We start from the raw sequence: 18366 nt of genomic DNA, 5'->3' as shown, positions 1-18366 counted from the left end.
TTGGTCGTTTGTCAAGTATTTGATGCCACTTCCCTAACTCTCCACCGCCATCCGTGTGATCGCACCATAGGCCATGCGGAGTTCGTTGCCAATTTCGCCAGGTGGTTCACCAAGGCGGCGTAGGAGCGCGGCTTCGATGGCGGGCGGGGCGATCTGGGCGGTGAGTTGGGCTGCATCGGGGCCGAAGTGGTCGAAATTTGCGACTAGTTCGTGCAGCGGTGGCGCAGATTCCGGCGCGGGCACGCTGGCCTCTTCCGCAAGATATTGCCCCTCGGAGCGACGTTCGCGTAGGGCCGCAATGATCTGCGCTTGGGTACGCCCTCGTAGCTCAAAGAGCAGGAAGGGGTCTTCGTCGAAGCGCTCCCCCAAGAGGTAGTGGACGGCAGCAATGTGTTTGCACGGATTGGCAAAGTCGGGGCAAGAGCAGTTGGTTTTGAGATCGTCGGCCTTGCGCGGGAAGAGTGGCACCTGCGCTATCTCAAAAGCCTCTTCGATGTTTTGTGGCATTTCGCCCGCTAAGAGCTTGGCGGCAAAGATGGCTTGCTCTGCAATCGCGTCGAGCGCTTGCGCCCACTGGGTTGCGTCGAGAACCGCTAGTTCTAGCTTTACCTTGTAGGGCGTCGAGCGCGAGCCCTGGACTTTGGCGTTCACCTGGCCCGCCGCTACGTCAATGTTGAGTACCGCACCGCTACGGGCATAGGTGCGCCCCCGCGTAAGCCGACTGCCATAGCCGAAGCTTTCGAGCGCCCCGATCCAGCGTTTGGCCCACCAAGATGTGCCAAAGGCTCCCTGCTTGTTTTTGGCCTTGATGCCGTCGGCAGGTATGCGCGAACGCCGCTCGTAGTAGGACCAGTGATCACTGTAATCGTATTTGCGTCGAGGCATGCTTTGCTCCTATTCTTCTCCCATGAGAAGGTTTCAGAAAAGCGAAAGGTTGCTTTACCATCTTGCGAGGGGATGCGTGAGGCGAAGATGCGAGGACTTCGCGTCTTCGCGTTTTCGCGTCTTCGCGTCTTCGCGTTTTCGCGTCTTCGCGTCTTCGCGTCTTCGCGTCCTTGCAAGCGGTAAAGTAGCTATGAACCATCTTCCAGGGCACTGTCGCGCAGGGCCACTAGTTCGCGCAGTTGGTTGGTGTTGAGCTCGGTGAGCCAGTTTTCGCCGCTGCCCAGCACTTGCGCGGCTAGGGCGCGTTTGCTTTCGATCATGGTGTCAATCTGCTCCTCAAGCGTGCCTCCGCAGACAAACTTGTGGACTTGGACGCGCTGGGTTTGGCCGATGCGAAAAGCCCGGTCGGTGGCTTGGTCTTCAACCGCTGGATTCCACCAGCGGTCAAAGTGGAAGACGTGGTTCGCGCGGGTCAGATTGAGCCCAACCCCGCCCGCTTTCAGCGAGAGGATGAAGATGTTGGGGCCATGGGGGGCTTGAAATTGGCGCACCATCGCGTCGCGCTGCTTCGCCGGGGTGCCACCATGCAGAAAGAGTATGTCGTTGGCAAGTTGCTGTTGAAGGTAGGTTTGGAGCATGGTGCCCATTGCGCTAAATTGGGTAAAGATGAGCGCTCGGTCGCCCGCAGCGAGCAACTCTTCCAACATCTCTTCGAGGCGGTTCAGTTTGCCTGAGCGCCCCAACAGCGTCGAGCCATCCTGCAGGAAGTTGGCCGGGTGGTTGCAGATCTGTTTGAGCCGCGTGAGCATGGCCAATACCAGCCCGCGCCGCTTGATCTCATCGCCTAGCTCGCTGGCCTCCTCAACCTTTTGCAGCGCCTCGCTCACCGTCGCCTGATAGAGCGTCGCCTGCTCTTTGGTGAGTGGCACAAAGACCTTCATCTCATGCTTGGGCGGCAGGTCGCTAATGATCGTGCTGTCGGTCTTGAGCCGCCGTAAGACAAAGGGGGCCGTGAGCCGCCGCAAGCGTTCGGCTGCCTGCGGATCACCGGCGCGCTCAATTGGGCGCGCAAAGCTACGCCGAAACTCCGTTTCGCCGCCCAGGTAGCCGGGATTGAGAAAGCTCATGATGCTCCAGAGTTCCGTGAGGCGATTCTCAACCGGCGTGCCGGTCAGCGCCACGCGCCCCTCAGCCTGCAAAGCCCGGGCCGCCTGGGCCTGGCGCGTCTCGCTATTCTTGATATTCTGCGCCTCATCGAGAACCACCGTGCGCCATGTGTGGGCAGTCAAATCCTCACGGTCGCGGGCGAGCAAGGGGTAGCTACTGATGATCACATCGTGGCGTGCAATCGCTTCAGCCAACGCCGTCCCACGGTAGCGCTCGGTACCCTGATGCACGAGGACGCGTAGTGTGGGCGCGAAGCGGGCCAATTCACGTTGCCAGTTGCCCATCACCGAGGTGGGGCAGATCAGCAGCGTGGGCCCAGCGTTGGGGCGTTGGGCATTATCGTGCAGCAGCAGGGCAATCGTCTGGGGACTCTTGCCCAAGCCCATGTCGTCGGCCAAACAAGCGCCAAGGCCAATGCGCTGCATAAAATGGAGCCAGGCTAGTCCGCGTTGTTGGTAGGGCCGCAATTGGCCAACAAAGCTGTCGGGTTGGGCAATGGCCTCGATCTGTTGGCAAGCCGCGAGGTTATTCAGCAGTTCACCCAATGGGCCCTCAGCGACAACTCCACTGAAGGCCACCCCTTCGGGCAGGGTCGGATCGCTGCCGCCTAGCCCGATGCGTAACGCCTCAAAGAGCGGCATCTCGCCGCCGTGGGTAAAGAGCGCCATCGCCCGCTGCATCTGCGTAGGATCAAGGGCGACCCACTGGCCACGCACACGCACGAGTGGCTGCTTCAGCGCCACGAGGCGCTCAAACTCAGCGCGCTCGAGCGGCTCATCACCGATGCTCAACGCCCAATCGAAGCGGATGAGATCGTGGAAACTGAGGCGTCCCTCACTATCCTTCGTCTTGCCCTTCTGCTTCTTCTTGGTTCCGGTGCGCATCTGCGCCCGCAGTTGGCCACTACTTCCCCACCAAGCGGGCACCAAGACCCCAAAGCCACTCTGTTCGAGCAACGGTGCTGCCTCTTTGAGAAACTGGAACGCTTCATGCACATCAAGGCTGGCATGTTCCGGTGCTTTACTGTGCAGACTACGCTCAATCGGTGGGCAGAGGCGCGAGGCAAAGCCCAAGCCACGCAGCAGCCGCTCTTGCGGATGGGCAAAACGGCGGTCAAGATAGCTAAAAAACTGGCCCTTTTCGCGCCAGAGTTGGGTGGCGGGCACCAGTAGACTAGGATCGTCGTGGGCTTGCAGCAGGTAGCTCAACTGCCATGCTTGCTGCTCATGCTCTGGCGCTTCCAGCCGAAACGTGATGCGGAAATGCTCATCACCGGCAACATGCTCTTGCCCGGCCCACTGCTGCCAGGTGCGGAAGAGTTCATTGGCGGCAGGGCCCTCCAGCCCCAAGCTCGGCTCTGAACCAAAGAGCGCCGCCAACCAGCGGGCCCCCGGCGCAGCTTTGGGCTGCTGCCAGCGCTTCAAGCGTTCGGTTAGCTCAGGCTCGGCTTGGGCCAATGTACGCACCAGCGCATCGGTAGCAGCGGCCAAAAAGTCATCGAGCAAGCCCCGAGGCAGTGGGGCATCCTCAACATTCGCACTCAAAGCCCGGCAGAGCGGCGGCATACTACGGGCCAGCAGCGCAAACTTCTGGGCCAGCGCAGGCGGCGGGCGCGGCTGCCAATAGGCCAGAAGGTTGCGGACATCGCGGCGCAAAGCCGGGATATAGTGTTGACCCGCAACCAACTCAAGGTTGAGCAGCGTAGCCAGATGCCAAGCATGCAGATCAGCACCAACATCCCGCTGCTCACGTAGTGCCATCAGCAACGCCAACGCATCGGAAATCGTCAACAGCAAGCCAGGCACACGCCACGGGGCCAAGGCCACCTCACCGGCTGGCAGATCGGCCCCAGCCTCACGCTGCTCACGCAGCGGTAGCGGCAAACCATCAGCCGAAGGCAACCAGATCACCTGGGTCATTTCAGACAACGCGGAGACAGCAAGTCCCAATGCTGCCACGCGCTCGCGCAGGTTAGCAACCTCCAAATGGGCCGGATGGAGCGGCAACTTCGCCTGCCGCCGCCGCCCGCTGCGTGTTGCTGCCTCGCCCCAAAGAAAAAGCGCGGAGCGTTCAGGCAGCCACGAGCCATGCAAGACCGTAATCATGGAAGGAGTACCTCGCTTCTGGTTGAAGGACGGACAAAACAGTAGCTTCCGCAAGCACATCTAGGGCATTGGGATAAGCTAGATGGCTTCACCCGTGGCAAAGCGCAATGCTGCCAAGCCGCCCACAAAGAGCACGGTGATGCCCAAGCCAAGGCAGGCTGGGCGAGCCAATTGGGTTAGGCTGGTAATCCGCCCCATGTAACCCATAGCGGTAGCGATGGCCATGGTGAAGACCACAAAGAGTTCCGCTACGAGGCTGCCAACGCTAAAGAAGGCCAAAGGCCAGTAGAAGAACCCCATGTTGCTATGGGCCACACCCACAAAGAGTGCATTGAGCAACAACAGCCCGCCCAGGTCGTCCCACGTAAGGATGGGGCTCTCGCGTTCAGCATCGGCACGCAACGACTGGTTGAAGATCACCATGATAATGCTCGTCATCGCAATCCCAAAGAGAACCCCCGTGATGGTACGCAGATCATTGCGCGGCTCGTACAGGTAGGTGCGCCCAGTATCTTCCAACAGCGAATTGACCCCATCGAAGGCCATGCTCAAGACAAAGAGGCCAAGCAAGAGCACTATGGGGCGTGGGGGAAATGCGGCGGCGCGCCCGCGCCCGCGGGCAAAGAGGTAGGCAACACTCAGTACAAAGCTGCTATAGATGCCAAGATTGCGCGCACAGACAGGCAACTCGTTGCCGCCCAAACTCACGTTGTGCTTCTGGGCCACGAGGCCATGCACCGTGGCATAGAGCTTCCAATCGAGCGCATAGCCCGGCCAGAAGAAAAAGGTCAGCAGCAGAGCCGTGAGTAGGCCCAAGAAGATAAATTGCCAAGGGCGCTCGTTGACTAATGCCAACTGTTTGGCCGCATGCTCGGCTGCTTGGCGCTCGGCAATCCGCTCGCGGGCCAAGGCAAGAATCTTGTCGGAGTTACGGTCTTTCATAGCAGACTTGTCCAAGTATGCACGGCAGAGTACAATCGAAGGAAACGCCTTGCGGCGCAGGCCGCCGCAGTTTAGTCTATGTAGTTATTATACCTAGAGAAAAGAGGATAGAGCGCAAAAGCAATGCTGCGAGATTTTATTGCCTTGTGAGCCTGAAAAGCTAGTGGGCACGCGTTGGAATGCCGGCTTTAGCCGGCTGAAGCCGGCACTCCAACGTCAGTTTATAGACTTTTCAGACAGCCTCTGAGTGGAGGAAGGAACATCAACAGTGACAACTATTGTGCTTGTAGACGACCATCCCATGGTGCGTGGCGGGCTACGGGCCGCGCTGAGTGCCGAAGTGGGCTGGAAAGTGATTGGTGAGGCAGCCGATGGCATGGCCGGGATCGCAATAGCCCAAGAGCTGCGCCCTGCGATTCTGGTGGTAGATATGCAGATGCCCGGCATGAATGGCCTCGAGGTGTTGCGCCGCGTGCGCCCGCTGCTCCCCGACATGCATGTTATTCTCTTCTCGATGCACAGCGAAGATGCCTATGTGCGTGAAGCCTTGGCCAGTGGCGCAGCGGGCTACGTCCTCAAAGAGGCCGATGCTGCCGAGTTGATCCACGCCATTCGTGTGGCACTTCAGGGGGGACGCTACCTCAGCCCTAGCCTCACCGAACGCACCATCAACGCCTACCTGCACCAACCCTCAGCCGACCTCTCGGTCAACTGGATCGAGATGCTCACCGCCCGCGAACGCCAGGTGCTCTTGCTGGCGGCGCAGGGCTTAGGCAACAACGAGATCGGCGACCGGCTCAATATCAGTCCGCGCACCGCCGAAACCCACCGCGCCAACCTGATGCGCAAGTTGGGCCTCAAGACCCCAAGCGAACTGGATCGCTTTGCCCAAGAGCATGGCTTGATTGATTAGGGAAGGTTTCAGAAAAGCTGAAGGTTACTTTACTATCTTGCGAGGATGCGTGAGGCGAAGCGGCGCGGGCTTTGCGTCATCGCGTCCTCCCACCGTAGGCATCCCGTAGGTCTCCCGTAGCCATCCCGTAGAAAAGTCCAGCTCAAGCTTCCGCCGATCCCTGATAGACCGAAGAGCCTTCCGTAGACTATACTAGCACACGTAACCTAGAAACAACCAATGTACTGGGTGAGCAAACGCAATCTTCCGTTTCTACTTGCCTATATAGAGAAGAACCCTCACCGAACCTAATGAGTCCGATACCAGTTCTTTTTGTTGATGCAAGCCCACCGTTTCGTCGCCTAGTTGTACGCCTACTTGAACGCTATTTCGCTGCTGAGGTTACGCTCGTAGCCGAATGTGAGCACTGGCCTCCCCCACAACTGCCCCCCATAACCCCAAAAGCGGTACTGCTTGGCCTTGGGGGGGCGGGTTTGACCGACCCGCAACTCATTGCCTCAATCCACGATCTACTCCCCGGAGTTCCAGTGATTGTCCTTGGTCATCTGAAAGAACCAGCCTATCGTCAGGCCGCCCTCGCCGCCGGTGCCGCTGGTTTTGTCGCTAAAGAGGCGCTTAGTACGGAATTGATCCCCTTGCTACGCCACATCGTTCACCCAACCTAACCCTGTGTATCGCAAGGCCCGCCTCTTCCGGCGACCAACTTTACATAAATAACCCAACAACTCTGTTGGAAGGAAGCGTACAATGATTATCCAAATCCCGCAAAACGATGACTCGGTGACGGTCGTATTCCGCTTACCTACTTCTATCTGGGCCGATAGTGTCTACCTCGTGGGTGATTTTAATGCGTGGAGTACGCGAGCTACCCCGATGAAGCGTGGCGAACACTACTGGGAAGTCAAGCTCTCATTGAGTTCCGGCGGGCGTTACTACTACGCTTACCTCGTTGACGGCATGGATTGGTGTTCCGAAGCGCTGCCCATCCAGCCTTCCAATAGCGCAGCCCCCCCCATCACCTTTCTCCCCATTGAGATCGCACAAGCGCGTGCCTGTGCCTGTGCCGACTAGAGGCTGCTAGGTTAGCCGCTTCGCTCTGGGGTAACTATAGCTAAGAAGTGTCAATGGCGACACGAACGCTCCCAGTAGCCACAGTGTGGTGGTTGCTGGGAGAACTGCTGCCCTACATACCCGCTCTGGGGCTGCGCCCCAAACCTCATCTTTTGTTCCGTATTGGCGACAAAGTCGCCAATACGGAACAAAAGATTTTTTAACGAATCTCCCCCTGAATCTCGCGGTAACTCGTGGTAAACCAGCGTGTCACAGTACGAAAGCGATCTTCAGGGCCAAAGAGCAGGGTTGTGAGGGCGCTTTGGGGATCGTCGAGGCCGGTGCCACCCAGTTCTTCGTCGGCAATGAAGCGATAGATTGGCTGATAGAGGGTGATGCTGGGCGTGAGTTCGATCCAGCGCTCTTGGAAGGCGGTATAGTCGGCACTCCGGGCGGCCAGTTCGCTCTCGCGGTGGGCACTTTGCAGCAGCAGATCAATTTGGTCATCCTGCAAGCCTGCGTAGTTGAGGCTACTGGCCGAATGCCAGAGCGGGAAGGGGTCGGGGTCGGGGCCAAGCCGCGCCCAACTATGGATAGCCATACGAAAATCGCCACTGCGTAGGCGATTGAGCAGTTCACTACTCTCGACTTCAACAATCGTAATGCCAATCCCTAATGTTTCCCATTGGCGTGCAATCTCGCCCGCAGCGGCACGCCGCCGCGGTTCGCCATCCACCAGCAGTTCAAACGCAAGCGGTTGCCCATTGTGTCCGCGCAACTCCTCGCCCTCACGCTGATAGCCCAACTCCTCAAGCAGTGCTTCGGCCCGCACGGGATCGGGTTCATGCCAAGGGATTTCGGGGTTGAAGGCCCACGAACCAGGCAGGATCGGTGTGTCAAGGGGGGCAGCGAGGCCATTGAGTGCCGCTTCAATCAGCGCTGCTTTATCGAGACCATGGGCCAAGGCGCGGCGGAGTGGGACTTGGTCGAGCAGGTCGTCGCGCAGGTTGAAGGTGAGAATAGCGTACTCATCGAGCGGCACAGTGCGCGTGCGAAAGCCAGCCAACGGCCCTGGGATCGAGCGATCATGACGGCCTCGCTCACCAAAGGCGGTCACTTCACCCCGGCTCAGCGCGGCAAGGGCGGCTTCTCGCGTGGGCGCAAAGCGCAATTCGATCCGCTGAATGTAGGGGCGACCACCAAAATAGGCGGGATTGGCCTCAAAGCTTGCGCCATCGCCCCGCAACTCTTCGAGCGCATAGGGCCCCGTCCCAATCAAACGGGTCGCGTAGGCACTGGTGGCCCAGGTTGCAGGCGCTTGGCCAATCAGCAGGTGGGCCGGGAGTATCGGTATCCGCGCAAGGCTCGGAAAGGCCGCCAAGGGATCATTCAGGGTTACCCGTACCGTATAGTCATCAATGCGGTCTACTAAGAGATCCTGCCAAAACGCAGCCAGCGCAGGCTCACCCGGCTGATCGAGGACTTGCAGGGTTCGTAGGGTAAAGACCACATCATCGGCGCTGAAGCGTTGACCATCGTGCCAGAAGACATTGCGCCGCAGGTGAAAGAGGTAGCTCGTGCCACTCGGATCAACCTCATAGTCGAGGGCGAGGGCCGGCTCGAGCAAGCCATCGGCACCGATACGCATGAGCCCATCGTAGATCAGCGCAATCATATCGCGGCCCACGGGGTCGCCCGTAGGATCATTGAGCAGTGGCAGTGGAATCTGTGGTTCCCCCACTACAACCTCAACATAGGAACCGCCAGCCAGTGGGCTCGCCACCGAAGCACTACTCAACGCCAAACGCCCCAGCAACAGCGCTATGAGCAGCGTGCTGAGGCTTGCAATGACAATTTGCCAACGAATACGACGAGCCATGATTTAGAAGATAGGCAAACTGGTGATCAGTGCCAGCAACAGAAAAGAGACCCCAAGGGCAATCGTTGCCTGATGCATGGTCTTTTCAAGGCCACGGCGGGTACGATAGATCGAACTGGCATCACGGTTGGCCATGCCCGGCGAGCGCGATTGGATAACGACGAGGACAATCAGGACGAAACTAATCAGGAGAATGGCAATATAGAGGGTATATTCCACGGAGTGACTCCTTAAAAACTCTGTTAGCGCGAAAAAGCCTTGGGCTCGTGGAGGGGTGTCGCGGTGGCTTCGACAGGCTCAGCCACCGCGACGGTGGCTTCGACAGGCTCAGCCACCGCGACGGTGGCTTCGACAGGCTCAGCCACCGCGACGGTGGCTTCGACAGGCTCAGCCACCGCGACGGTGGCTTCGACAGGCTCAGCCAACGTCGCGGCCCAGAACTTTTTCGCGCTAACAAAACTCTGTATGCGTATGGATGCATCTAATCAAGGGCGGGTTTGGGCCAGCAGCCCTCCCGCAAGCCGCAATAGTATACCATAGGTTAAGCCCTGTGCTATACTGAAAGGGTACTAGTGAACGTGGAAGGACGCCGATGCGATGCTTTGCGAAGATAAACCCGCTCACGAGTGCGGCGTATTTGCTATTGTCGCGCCCGAGTTAGATGTGGCCCGCTTGACCTTCTTTGGCCTCTATGCGCTGCAACACCGCGGCCAGGAGAGTGCTGGGATCGCGGTGGCTAATGGTCGTGCTATTCGCTACCATAAAGCAATGGGTTTGGTTTCACAGGTCTTTAATGAGGAGAATTTGCGCCCGCTGGCAGGCTATGTGGCGATTGGTCATACCCGCTACTCAACCACCGGCTCTTCAAAGCTCGAAAATGCCCAGCCTTTTGTGGTTGAGAGCGCCTTGGGGCCGCTGGCGGTGGGCCATAATGGAAATCTGACCAATGCAGCAACGTTGCGGCGTGAACTGCTCTTGCGTGGGGTTGGGTTGACCGGATCGAGCGATTCTGAGGTGATTACCCAGATGTTGGCGGGAGGTGAGGGCCGTACCTGGGAGGAGAAACTCAAGGTCTTTATGGTGCGCGCCCAAGGCGCTTACTGTTTGACCGTCTTGACCCGCGATGCGGTCTTTGGGGTGCGTGATCCCTTGGGGTTGCACCCGCTCTGCGTGGGGCGGCTGGGTGAACGCAATTGGCTGTTGGCTTCGGAGAGTTGCGCCTTTGGGCCAATTGGGGCGGAGTTTGTGCGTGCGGTTGAGCCAGGTGAGATTGTGATGCTCACCGAGGAGGGGCCGCAAACCCTGGCCCATATGCCAACGGCACGGCCAGCCGAGTGCCTCTTTGAGTATATCTATTTTGCGCGCCCCGATAGCATGCTCCACGGGCGCACCCTCCATGCAATGCGTGTCGCACAGGGGCGCGAGTTGGCGCGCGAGTCCCCAGCCGAGGCCGATCTGGTTATTCCGGTACCCGATAGTGCTACCCCTGCCGCGATTGGCTATGCTCAAGGCTCAGGCTTGCCCTATTCCGAGGGGTTGATCAAGAATCGTTATATCGGGCGTACTTTTATTCAACCTGATGATCAACTGCGTAAAGTTGGTATTTCGCTCAAGTTTAATGCACTAGGCGATAATTTGGTAGACAAGCGCGTAGTGCTGATTGACGATAGCATCGTGCGCGGCAACACCTCTGGGCCGATTGTACGCCTGCTGCGCGAAGCGGGGGCCCGCGAGGTGCATGTGCGCGTCTCGTCACCGCCTATTCGCCACCCCTGCTTTTTGGGGGTGGATATGGCAACCTACCCTGAGTTGATTGCCTATCGGCTCACGATTGATGAGATCTGCAAACACTTAGGGGCTGATAGCCTTGCCTACCTGAGCCTTGAAGGGCTGATTCGCGCGTGTCGCCACGAGGGTGACACCTTCTGTAAGGGCTGTTTTAGCGGACGTTATCCGGTGGATGTTGAATTGGTTGATAAAGAGGTCTTTGAGATCAAGTGATACCAATATATCGTTGAACATGCCGCTTTATCAATGACGCTAACGCCCATTGGGACGCCATGTTCGGCAATCTGCCATCTGCCATCTACAATCTGAAATGGTATGACGCTACACGATCAACTAGAGCTGCGGCTCGACGGCATAGCCCAAGGTGGGGCCGGGGTGGGACGCCACGATGGCTTGGTGGTCTTTGCCACTGGCGGGCTGCCGGGCGAGTTGGTGCGCGTGCGCTTGTATGAGCGCAAGTCGAGTTACATGCGTGGGGTTGTGAGCGCAGTGCTTGAGGCGTCGCCCGATCGGGTTGCGCCAACCATAGCGGCAGGTGATCACGCACCTTGGCAGCAGATTGCCTACCCGGCTCAGTTGCGCTTCAAGCAGACTATTCTACGCGAACAGCTTGAGCGTTTGGCCGGCTTGGCTGATCTGCCGCTAGAACCAATCATTGCGGCCCCTCAGCCGTGGGGCTACCGCAATAGCGTTCGTTTGCATGGTGATGGGGCTGCGTTGGGCTATCACGCTAGCGCGAGTCGCACCGTCGTGCCGTTGACTCACGATCCCTTGCTGCTCCCCGTACTCAATGAAGCCTTGGGTGTACTCACCCGGCAGTTGCCGCCCAACATGGTGCAGGGGGTGACGCTGCGTGGGAGTCGGGCGTTTGGCTATGCGTTAGCCCAATTGGAACCGCACCCCGCCGTGCAACCAGCGGAACTAGAGCGTTTCGTGAGTACATGGCGGGCAGCAGTGCCAAGCCTGGCGGGCGTCGTGAGCAATGGCGCTACTGCCGCAATGGGGGCCAGCACCTTACACGAGGAGTTGGCAGGGCTGACCTTTAGCCTGAGTCCAACCAGTTTCTTCCAGGTCAATCTGGCCCAAGCAGAGCGCATGGTGGCTTTGGTGCTGTCCACATTGCAGCCGCTTGCAGGCCAACGCATCCTCGATCTCTACAGCGGTGCAGGGGCCTTCGCGCTGCCCCTAGCCGCCGCAGGGGCCGCAGTGACCGCCATTGAGTCTGGGCGTGATGCCATTATGGATGGACGACGCTCGGCGGAGATGCATGGTATAACGAATGTGCGCTGGATCCATGCGCCGGTCGAACGGGCACTGCCCGCACTCGATGAGACCTATACGGGTGTGATTCTCGACCCACCCCGGCGCGGTTGTCACCCGGTTGTACTGCAAGAATTGGTACGCCTACGTGTACCGCGTTTGGTCTATATCTCGTGCCATCCGGCGATCCTAGCCCGCGACCTTCCGCCATTGTTGCAGGCGGGCTACCACGTAGCATTGCTTCAGCCCTTTGACTTCTTCCCACAGACGCCCCATATTGAGACGGTGGTAGTGTTGGAGCTACACTAGATAGGAGATAGGAGATAGGAGATAGGAGATAGGAGATAGGAGATAGGAGATAGGACCATGTTCGGCAATCTACAATCTGCAATCTGCAATCTGCAATCTGCAATCTGCAATCTGCAATCTGCAATCTCCAATCTCCAATCTCCAATCTGCAATCTCCAATCTGCAATCTCCAATCTCCAATCGTAAATGGTATTACCCTATGCTGCCTGCACTGCTCATCAGCGTAACCCGGACACTGCTCTGGGGGGCTTGGTTTATCTTCCGCCCCATCCTGGGATGGTTCTTCATCCTGTTTGGGATCATTGGCATGCCGTTGCCGTTGATCAATGGTACGATCTTCCTTGTCATCGGCCTGATGCTGGTTGGCCAGCGCAATAAGGTGGTGCGCTGGACACGGGTTCATATCAAAATCATGCTGGCCCGTTGGGCCGCTTTGCCAACGCCGATCATTGGCTATCTGGGGCAGATTGCTTTGCGCGTTTCGCAACAGATGTCACGCCAGTATCGTCGCATGCGCTGGTGGTGGCGTGAACGCTATCATACATGATGCCATTTCAGATGTTCAGAGGATGCGTGAGGCGAGGAGACGGTAACGCGAAGCCACCGCATCCTCGCGCCCGTGCAAACCGTAACCTAGAGAGTTTGCCTATGCCTGCTGTACACATCCGCTTTTTTGCCAACCACCGGGATATTGTTGGTCAAGCCACCATGAGTCTTGCATTGCCACCCGGTAGTACCATGGATAACCTATGGGCGTTGCTCTGTGAACGTTATCCACGTCTGTGTGGCTATAGCGGACGGGTACTCTTTACGGTGAACCAGCAGTTTGCTGCTGCAACGACTGTACTGGCTGATGACGATGAGGTCGCGTTCATTCCTCCAGTGAGTGGGGGGTAGGTGATGAATCAGCCCTTCTGCATTACTGCTCTGCCTCTTGATCCTGCACCTCTTGTCGCGCACGTTCTTAGCCCCGAAGATGGGGCAGTTGTGACCTTTGCCGGGGTGGCCCGCAACCATGTTGCTGGGCGCGCTACGGCTTACCTGAGCTACGAAGCCTATGCCGAGATGGTAGAAATGGTCTTTGCCCAGATCGCCGATGAAGCCCGGCTCCGCTGGGCAATTGGGCGTGTCGCCATCCACCACCGGGTTGGTAGATTGTCCATTGGTGAGACAGCGGTACTTGTGGTAGTGGCGGCCCCCCACCGCGCTGCCGCCTTCAATGCTGCTACCTATGTGATGGATCGGATCAAAGAGATTGCGCCGATCTGGAAAAAAGAGCATTGGGCCGATGGGATAGCCGAGTGGCGTGAGTAGGGCCATTGTAGATTGTAGATTGTAGATTGTAGATTGTAGATTGTAGATTGTAGATTGCCGAACATGGCTTCTCAGAGGTTATTTCAGATGGGAGATTGGAGATTGCCGAATATGGCATCTCAGAGGCCATTTCGATAGCCAAGCAATGCCAGAACTTCCTGAAGTTGAAATTGCGGCTCGTTCGCTTGCGCCCCAAGTTGAGGGGCGTACAATTGTTGCCCTTGAACGGCTCACGTGGGAGCGTATGGTTGAAACGCCCGACCATGAGCGTTTTCGCATGCTGGTGGTTGGGCGTGAGTTTCGCCGTGTGTACCGCCGGGCCAAGTGGGTATTGCTTGAGCTTGATGCGGGCTGGACTCTGGCCATCCATTTGCGGATGTCGGGCCATCTGATTGTGCAAGGGCCAGGGGTTGAGGTGCGCCACCATGTCCACCTGATTCTGCAACTCAGTGATGGTGGGCGGCTCTGTTTTGATGATGAGCGCAAGTTTGGGCGGGTGCGTCTGCTCGATGCTGCCGGGCTTGCGGCACTTGATGCCGCCCACGGTCCCGAACCGCTGGCTGAGAGCTTTACCCCCGCTGTGCTGGCCAGCATCCTTGCCAAGCGCTCAACCCGCCTCAAATCGCTACTACTCGACCAGCGGCGCATCGCGGGGTTGGGCAACATCTACGTGAGCGAAGCACTCTGGCTGGCGCGGCTGCACCCGCGCTTACCAGCGGAACAGGTTGATTTTCAAGGCGTTACGGCATTGCACAGCGCCATCCGCACCGTCCTGCAGCAAGCCATTGCTCATGAAGGCAGTTCGTTACGCAACTATCGCAACAGTTACGGGCGGCGGGGCCAAAATCAGGAACATTTTCTCGTCTATGATCGTGCCGGGCAACCCTGTAGCCGCTGCGGTTGCCCCATCGAACGCACCGTGATTGCCCAGCGCAGTAGCTTTGTGTGCCCAACGTGTCAAGGAGCATGATAGCTAAGGGAAGGTTTCAGAAAAGTCGAAGTTTGCTTTACAATCTTGCGAGGATGCGTGAGGCGAAGAGGCGAGGGCTTCGCGTCCTCGCGTCCTCGCGTCCTCGCAAACTGTAACGTCACCACGAACCATCTCTAATAGAAGAAAAGCTTATGCAAATCGAACACCTTACCAGCTTCCCCACCCAGCGTCGTTTCCCCCAGCCGCTATTGCTGCTCCACGGTGCGTGGCACGGCGCGTGGGCCTGGGAGGCGGCAATGCCCGATTTGGCCGCACGGGGCTTTGAAGTCCATGCCATTAGTCTGCCGGGCCATGGGAATAGCCCCGCCCCGCCGCAGCATCGTTATGCCACCGTGCTCAATTATGCGCGGGTGTTGCGAAGCGCCATTGCCGAGGTTGGCGGTAACCCCATTGTGGTAGGCCACAGTTCGGGTGGCTATGTCACCCAATTGCTTATGACGGGGGCGGTGGGGCCGCGCCCGCCGCTCAGTGGCGCGGTGCTGCTCTGTAGCTCGCCGGTGGCCATCAATGCCTATTTCATTGACCGAGGCATGCGCGGCGTCCCAATGGTAGACATTCGTGCCCTGTTGCGGCGCGAACCGGAGGTTGTGCGCCAAGCCTTCTTTCGCCCTGAGATCAGCCCCACAGAACTGGAACGCCACCGCGTGCGCCTGGTGGCCGAGCCGCCCTTGGTGAGCATGAGTAGTATGCTGCTGCGCCCCCGCCCGGCCCACAATCGCACCCCCGTACTGGTAATTGCCGCTGAACGTGACACCATTTTCGATCTGGAATGTCAGCAGGAAACAGCCTCGATCTACGATGCCGAACTGGTAGTGGTGCCGGAGGCAACCCACGACATCATGCTCGACCCGGCGTGGCCCGCAGCGGCAAGCGCCATTGTTCGCTTTGCGGCCCAGCAGGTGGTTTAGAGCCATGTAACCCAAACGTAACTATCCTGAGTACCCTTAATTGCATATCATAGGCCGGGATCGCGTGTCTCTTGCACGACGCCATAAGGAGAGTAACATATGAGCCAGAACACGACCGGCGGGTTCGATCCAAACGACCCGTTTGGCAACTGGCGCACCATCCGCGACGCCAACCTCGATGCTTGGGCCAAAGGTATGACCTCCCTCGTCAATACTGAGGTCTTTGCAAAAGCCATCGGTTTGCAGCTTGATACGCTGCTGGCCGCATCAGCGCCGGTTCAGGATATGGTCAACCAGCACATGGAGACCTATCTCGCAAAGATGAGCATGCCCTCGCGGGGTGAAGTGGTCAGTTTAGCTGGCCGCCTGACCAATATTGAGCTGCGCCTCGACGATATGCAGGCACAACTCGATGAGGTGCTTGAGGCCATTCGGAGCCTCGCGGCTGCACCCGCTCCGGTACCTGCGGCGCAACCTGCGGCACCTGAGGCTGAAGAAGCCGCAGCGGGTGAGCCTAAGCCAGCAACGCCACGACGTAGCCGCAAGACGACTGAGTAGCGTTCAATCGGACGCAGGCCGTCGCGCCCGGTGTTGCGGCGGAGAGAGTAGGGCGGGCAGTCGCTGCCCTTACGCAACAATAACCTTATATTAGGACAGGCACTTAAGGGGAGCCGCACATGACTACTTCGAGCGCCGCGTCGTTTGACGTGGAGGCAATGAATCAAAAACTCTACGAAGAGTTGCAGCGTCTTGGTAAAGGTACCGAGACGATGGCGAATCTTGCAGCTAATCGTATGAATGTCCGCATCGGTCAGACGCCGAAGGAGCAGATCTGGGCGCTGAATAAGATGCGGCTGTTTCACTTTTATCCGCAAACACCGCCTGAGCAGCGCAAAGGGATTCCACTGCTGCTTGTCTTTGCGTTGATTAACCGCCCCGACATCTTTGACCTGCGCCCCGGCAATAGCTTTGTCGAACATATGGTGCGTCAAGGTTACGATATCTACATGCTCGACTGGGGGCGCCCTGGCCCTGAAGATAAGCACTACGATTTCGAGGACTACTCGATCAAGTTCTTGCCCCGCGCCGTGCGGGCGATGCAGCGCCACTCTGGTTCGCGTGAGTTCAGCATGTGTGGCTGGTGCATCGGGGCCACGATTACTACCATCTACGCTGCTATGCGTCCCGATGATGGTTTGCGGAACCTCATTCTGCTCACTGCCCCACTCGATTTTGCCGACAAAGAGGCAGGGCCGTACAACAAGTGGCTCAATACTGAGTTCTATAACATTGACGAACTTGTACGCCAGTATGATAACGTTCCCGGCGAAATTATTGACTACGGTGCGAAGATGCTCAAGCCGGTCGAGAATTTCGTGATGAACTACCTCAAGCTTTGGGATAATCTTGACAATAAGGCTGTGGTTGAATCTTGGCTGGCGATGAATACTTGGGTTACTGATGGGGTTGATTTCCCCGGTGCTGCGTTCCGCCAGTGGGTTGTGGAGTTCTTCCGTGAAAACCGCTTGATGGAGGCGACATTGATGATGGAGGGCCGCCCGGTTGATATGAAGAATATCAAGGCGAGTGTGCTCAATGTCATTGCCGATAAGGATCATATTGTCCCCAATTGCCAGTCTACGACCGCCATGGATAAGATTGGCTCGAAGGATAAGTTGCTGCTTGAGATGCGCGGCGGCCATATTGGCCTGATGGTCGGTAGTGGTGCCAGCAAGCGCACCTGGCCCCAGATTGATGGTTGGTTGGCAAAGCGCAGTGAAAGCAAGTAGGCTACAGTTTCTGAGTGCCATGGCGCTCGTTTGTGAGGCGAAGAGGCGTGACCAGCGGGTTTGCGCCCCTTCGCCTTATGGCCCTTAGGTGGGGGTTTGGAAACTATATACAACCCAAAGGTTCGCAACGAAGAGGAGTCCTTATGCGTCTGAAAGACAAAGTAGCCCTGGTAACCGGCGGCGGTCAGGGCATTGGTAAGCTTACCGCACTGACTTTTGCCCGTGAGGGTGCCCGTGTTGTGATCGCGGATATTAATATGGCTGCGGCCCAAGCTACTGCTGCGGAAATTGAACAGGCCGATGGCCAAGCTAAGCCGGTCTTCCTTGATGTGAGCCGCGCCGATTCGGTTGAGGCCGCCTTCCAAGCACTGACCAATTGGGCCGGTGGGATTGATATTCTGATTAATAACGCTGGGATTACCCGTGATGCCCGTATGCAGAAGATGAGCGAAGAGCAATTTGACTCGGTCATCTCGGTGAACCTCAAGGGTGTCTGGCTCTGCGCCAAGGCTGCTGCGCCCAGCATGATCGCCCGTGGCGGCGGTGCGATTGTCAATACCGCTTCAGTTGTGGGCCTCTATGGGAACTTTGGGCAGACCAACTATGTCGCTGCGAAGGCTGGTGTAATTGGTATGACCAAGACTTGGGCCCGTGAGCTTGGCCCCAGCAATATCCGCGTCAATGCGGTGGCCCCCGGCTTTACCTCGACCGAGATGATTGCGACGGTGCCCGATAAGGTACTCGATAGCGTCCGCGAACGCACGCCCCTGCGCCGCCTCGGTCGCCCCGAAGACATCGCCAACGCCTACCTCTTCCTCTCCTCCGAGGATGCCAGCTTCATCACTGGTGTGACCCTCTCGGTGGATGGTGGGCTCCTGTTCTAAGAAGTTGTCTGAAAAGCCGGGGGGCACACGCTGGAGTGCCGGCTTTAGCCGGCTAAAGCCGGCACTCCAACGCCAAACCATAGACTTTTCAGACAGCAAATTTACGCAAATCGGGGTACGGCAGCGCCGTACCCCGATTTGCTTGTGCTGAGAACATAACGTAGAATCTGTTCCCCTGTTC

The 18366-nt window shown here is 58.0% G+C and carries 20 protein-coding genes; 14 read left to right on the top strand and 6 right to left on the bottom strand.

What is annotated here, in order from left to right; all coding sequences use genetic code 11:
* Nucleotides 1-33 precede the first annotated feature (33 nt).
* The 3 genes from CJ255_RS06225 to CJ255_RS06215 all read right to left on the bottom strand — a co-directional run bounded on the left by CJ255_RS06225 (nt 34) and on the right by CJ255_RS06215 (nt 5099).
* Nucleotides 34-885 carry an SWIM zinc finger family protein gene (locus tag CJ255_RS06225; RefSeq protein ID WP_097643226.1) on the bottom strand — a complete coding sequence of 284 codons (852 nt, stop codon included), beginning with the start codon at nt 883-885 and terminating at the stop codon, nt 34-36.
* Between the two features lie 188 nt (nt 886-1073).
* Nucleotides 1074-4157: a DEAD/DEAH box helicase gene (locus CJ255_RS06220; protein ID WP_217352416.1), complete on the bottom strand. Its 3084-nt coding sequence runs from the start codon at nt 4155-4157 to the stop codon at nt 1074-1076.
* A 78-nt stretch (nt 4158-4235) separates the two neighbouring features.
* Complete coding sequence (locus CJ255_RS06215; RefSeq protein WP_097643225.1) at nt 4236-5099, bottom strand: DUF2085 domain-containing protein; 864 nt, start codon at nt 5097-5099, stop codon at nt 4236-4238.
* A gap of 268 nt (nt 5100-5367) precedes the next feature.
* On the opposite strand from CJ255_RS06215, the gene CJ255_RS06210 reads away from it, so the two are divergent.
* The 3 genes from CJ255_RS06210 (at nt 5368) to CJ255_RS06200 (ending at nt 7083) form a co-directional block, all read left to right on the top strand.
* Complete coding sequence (locus tag CJ255_RS06210; RefSeq protein ID WP_097643224.1) at nt 5368-6012, top strand: response regulator; 645 nt, start codon at nt 5368-5370, stop codon at nt 6010-6012.
* A gap of 290 nt (nt 6013-6302) precedes the next feature.
* Nucleotides 6303-6677 carry a response regulator gene (locus CJ255_RS06205; protein ID WP_097643223.1) on the top strand — a complete coding sequence of 125 codons (375 nt, stop codon included), beginning with the start codon at nt 6303-6305 and terminating at the stop codon, nt 6675-6677.
* Between the two features lie 82 nt (nt 6678-6759).
* Nucleotides 6760-7083 carry an isoamylase early set domain-containing protein gene (locus tag CJ255_RS06200; protein WP_097643222.1) on the top strand — a complete coding sequence of 108 codons (324 nt, stop codon included), beginning with the start codon at nt 6760-6762 and terminating at the stop codon, nt 7081-7083.
* A gap of 199 nt (nt 7084-7282) precedes the next feature.
* Here the strand turns inward: CJ255_RS06200 and CJ255_RS06195 are convergent, their stop codons facing one another.
* The 3 genes from CJ255_RS06195 to CJ255_RS06185 are packed head-to-tail and all read right to left on the bottom strand — an operon-like array spanning nt 7283 to nt 9366.
* Nucleotides 7283-8941, bottom strand: a complete 1659-nt coding sequence (locus CJ255_RS06195; RefSeq protein WP_097643221.1) for a peptide ABC transporter substrate-binding protein — start codon at nt 8939-8941, stop codon at nt 7283-7285.
* A gap of 3 nt (nt 8942-8944) precedes the next feature.
* Nucleotides 8945-9160, bottom strand: coding sequence for a preprotein translocase subunit SecG (gene secG / locus CJ255_RS06190; protein WP_097643220.1), 216 nt, complete (start codon nt 9158-9160; stop codon nt 8945-8947).
* 23 nt (nt 9161-9183) lie between these two features.
* Complete coding sequence (locus tag CJ255_RS06185; RefSeq protein ID WP_097643219.1) at nt 9184-9366, bottom strand: hypothetical protein; 183 nt, start codon at nt 9364-9366, stop codon at nt 9184-9186.
* 172 nt (nt 9367-9538) lie between these two features.
* Between CJ255_RS06185 and purF the strand changes: the two genes are divergently transcribed.
* The 11 genes from purF (at nt 9539) to fabG (ending at nt 18185) form a co-directional block, all read left to right on the top strand.
* Nucleotides 9539-10942 (top strand): amidophosphoribosyltransferase, encoded by a 1404-nt coding sequence (gene purF, locus CJ255_RS06180; protein WP_097643218.1) that lies wholly within the window; start codon nt 9539-9541, stop codon nt 10940-10942.
* Between the two features lie 102 nt (nt 10943-11044).
* The gene (locus CJ255_RS06175; RefSeq protein ID WP_097643217.1) at nt 11045-12298 is read left to right on the top strand and encodes a class I SAM-dependent RNA methyltransferase; all 1254 of its coding nucleotides are present in this window, start codon (nt 11045-11047) and stop codon (nt 12296-12298) included.
* Nucleotides 12299-12355: 57 nt separating this feature from the next.
* A complete protein-coding gene (locus CJ255_RS24625) occupies nt 12356-12484 on the top strand; it encodes a hypothetical protein (protein ID WP_281257186.1) in 129 nt (42 codons plus the stop codon).
* A 13-nt stretch (nt 12485-12497) separates the two neighbouring features.
* A complete protein-coding gene (locus CJ255_RS06170) occupies nt 12498-12845 on the top strand; it encodes a hypothetical protein (protein ID WP_097643216.1) in 348 nt (115 codons plus the stop codon).
* Between the two features lie 101 nt (nt 12846-12946).
* Nucleotides 12947-13195, top strand: coding sequence for a molybdopterin converting factor subunit 1 (gene moaD / locus CJ255_RS24375; RefSeq protein WP_245863219.1), 249 nt, complete (start codon nt 12947-12949; stop codon nt 13193-13195).
* Between the two features lie 3 nt (nt 13196-13198).
* A complete protein-coding gene (locus tag CJ255_RS24370; RefSeq protein WP_245863218.1) occupies nt 13199-13612 on the top strand; it encodes a molybdenum cofactor biosynthesis protein MoaE in 414 nt (137 codons plus the stop codon).
* 145 nt (nt 13613-13757) lie between these two features.
* On the top strand, nt 13758-14582 hold the full coding sequence (mutM, locus tag CJ255_RS06160; protein WP_097643215.1) for a bifunctional DNA-formamidopyrimidine glycosylase/DNA-(apurinic or apyrimidinic site) lyase: 825 nt from the start codon (nt 13758-13760) through the stop codon (nt 14580-14582).
* A 152-nt stretch (nt 14583-14734) separates the two neighbouring features.
* Complete coding sequence (locus tag CJ255_RS06155) at nt 14735-15511, top strand: alpha/beta hydrolase (protein WP_097643214.1); 777 nt, start codon at nt 14735-14737, stop codon at nt 15509-15511.
* A 99-nt stretch (nt 15512-15610) separates the two neighbouring features.
* Entirely contained in the window at nt 15611-16069 is a 459-nt protein-coding gene (locus tag CJ255_RS06150; protein WP_097643213.1) for a hypothetical protein, read from the top strand.
* 119 nt (nt 16070-16188) lie between these two features.
* Complete coding sequence (locus CJ255_RS06145; RefSeq protein ID WP_097643212.1) at nt 16189-17301, top strand: PHA/PHB synthase family protein; 1113 nt, start codon at nt 16189-16191, stop codon at nt 17299-17301.
* Nucleotides 17302-17444: 143 nt separating this feature from the next.
* Nucleotides 17445-18185 (top strand): 3-oxoacyl-ACP reductase FabG, encoded by a 741-nt coding sequence (fabG, locus tag CJ255_RS06140; protein WP_097643211.1) that lies wholly within the window; start codon nt 17445-17447, stop codon nt 18183-18185.
* Nucleotides 18186-18366 lie beyond the last annotated feature (181 nt).

This window comes from Candidatus Viridilinea mediisalina (assembly GCF_002532535.1).
GTDB lineage: Bacteria > Chloroflexota > Chloroflexia > Chloroflexales > Chloroflexaceae > Viridilinea > Viridilinea mediisalina.
Note: the sequence above shows the minus strand (reverse complement) of the source record. Positions and strands in the feature narration are given on the sequence as shown.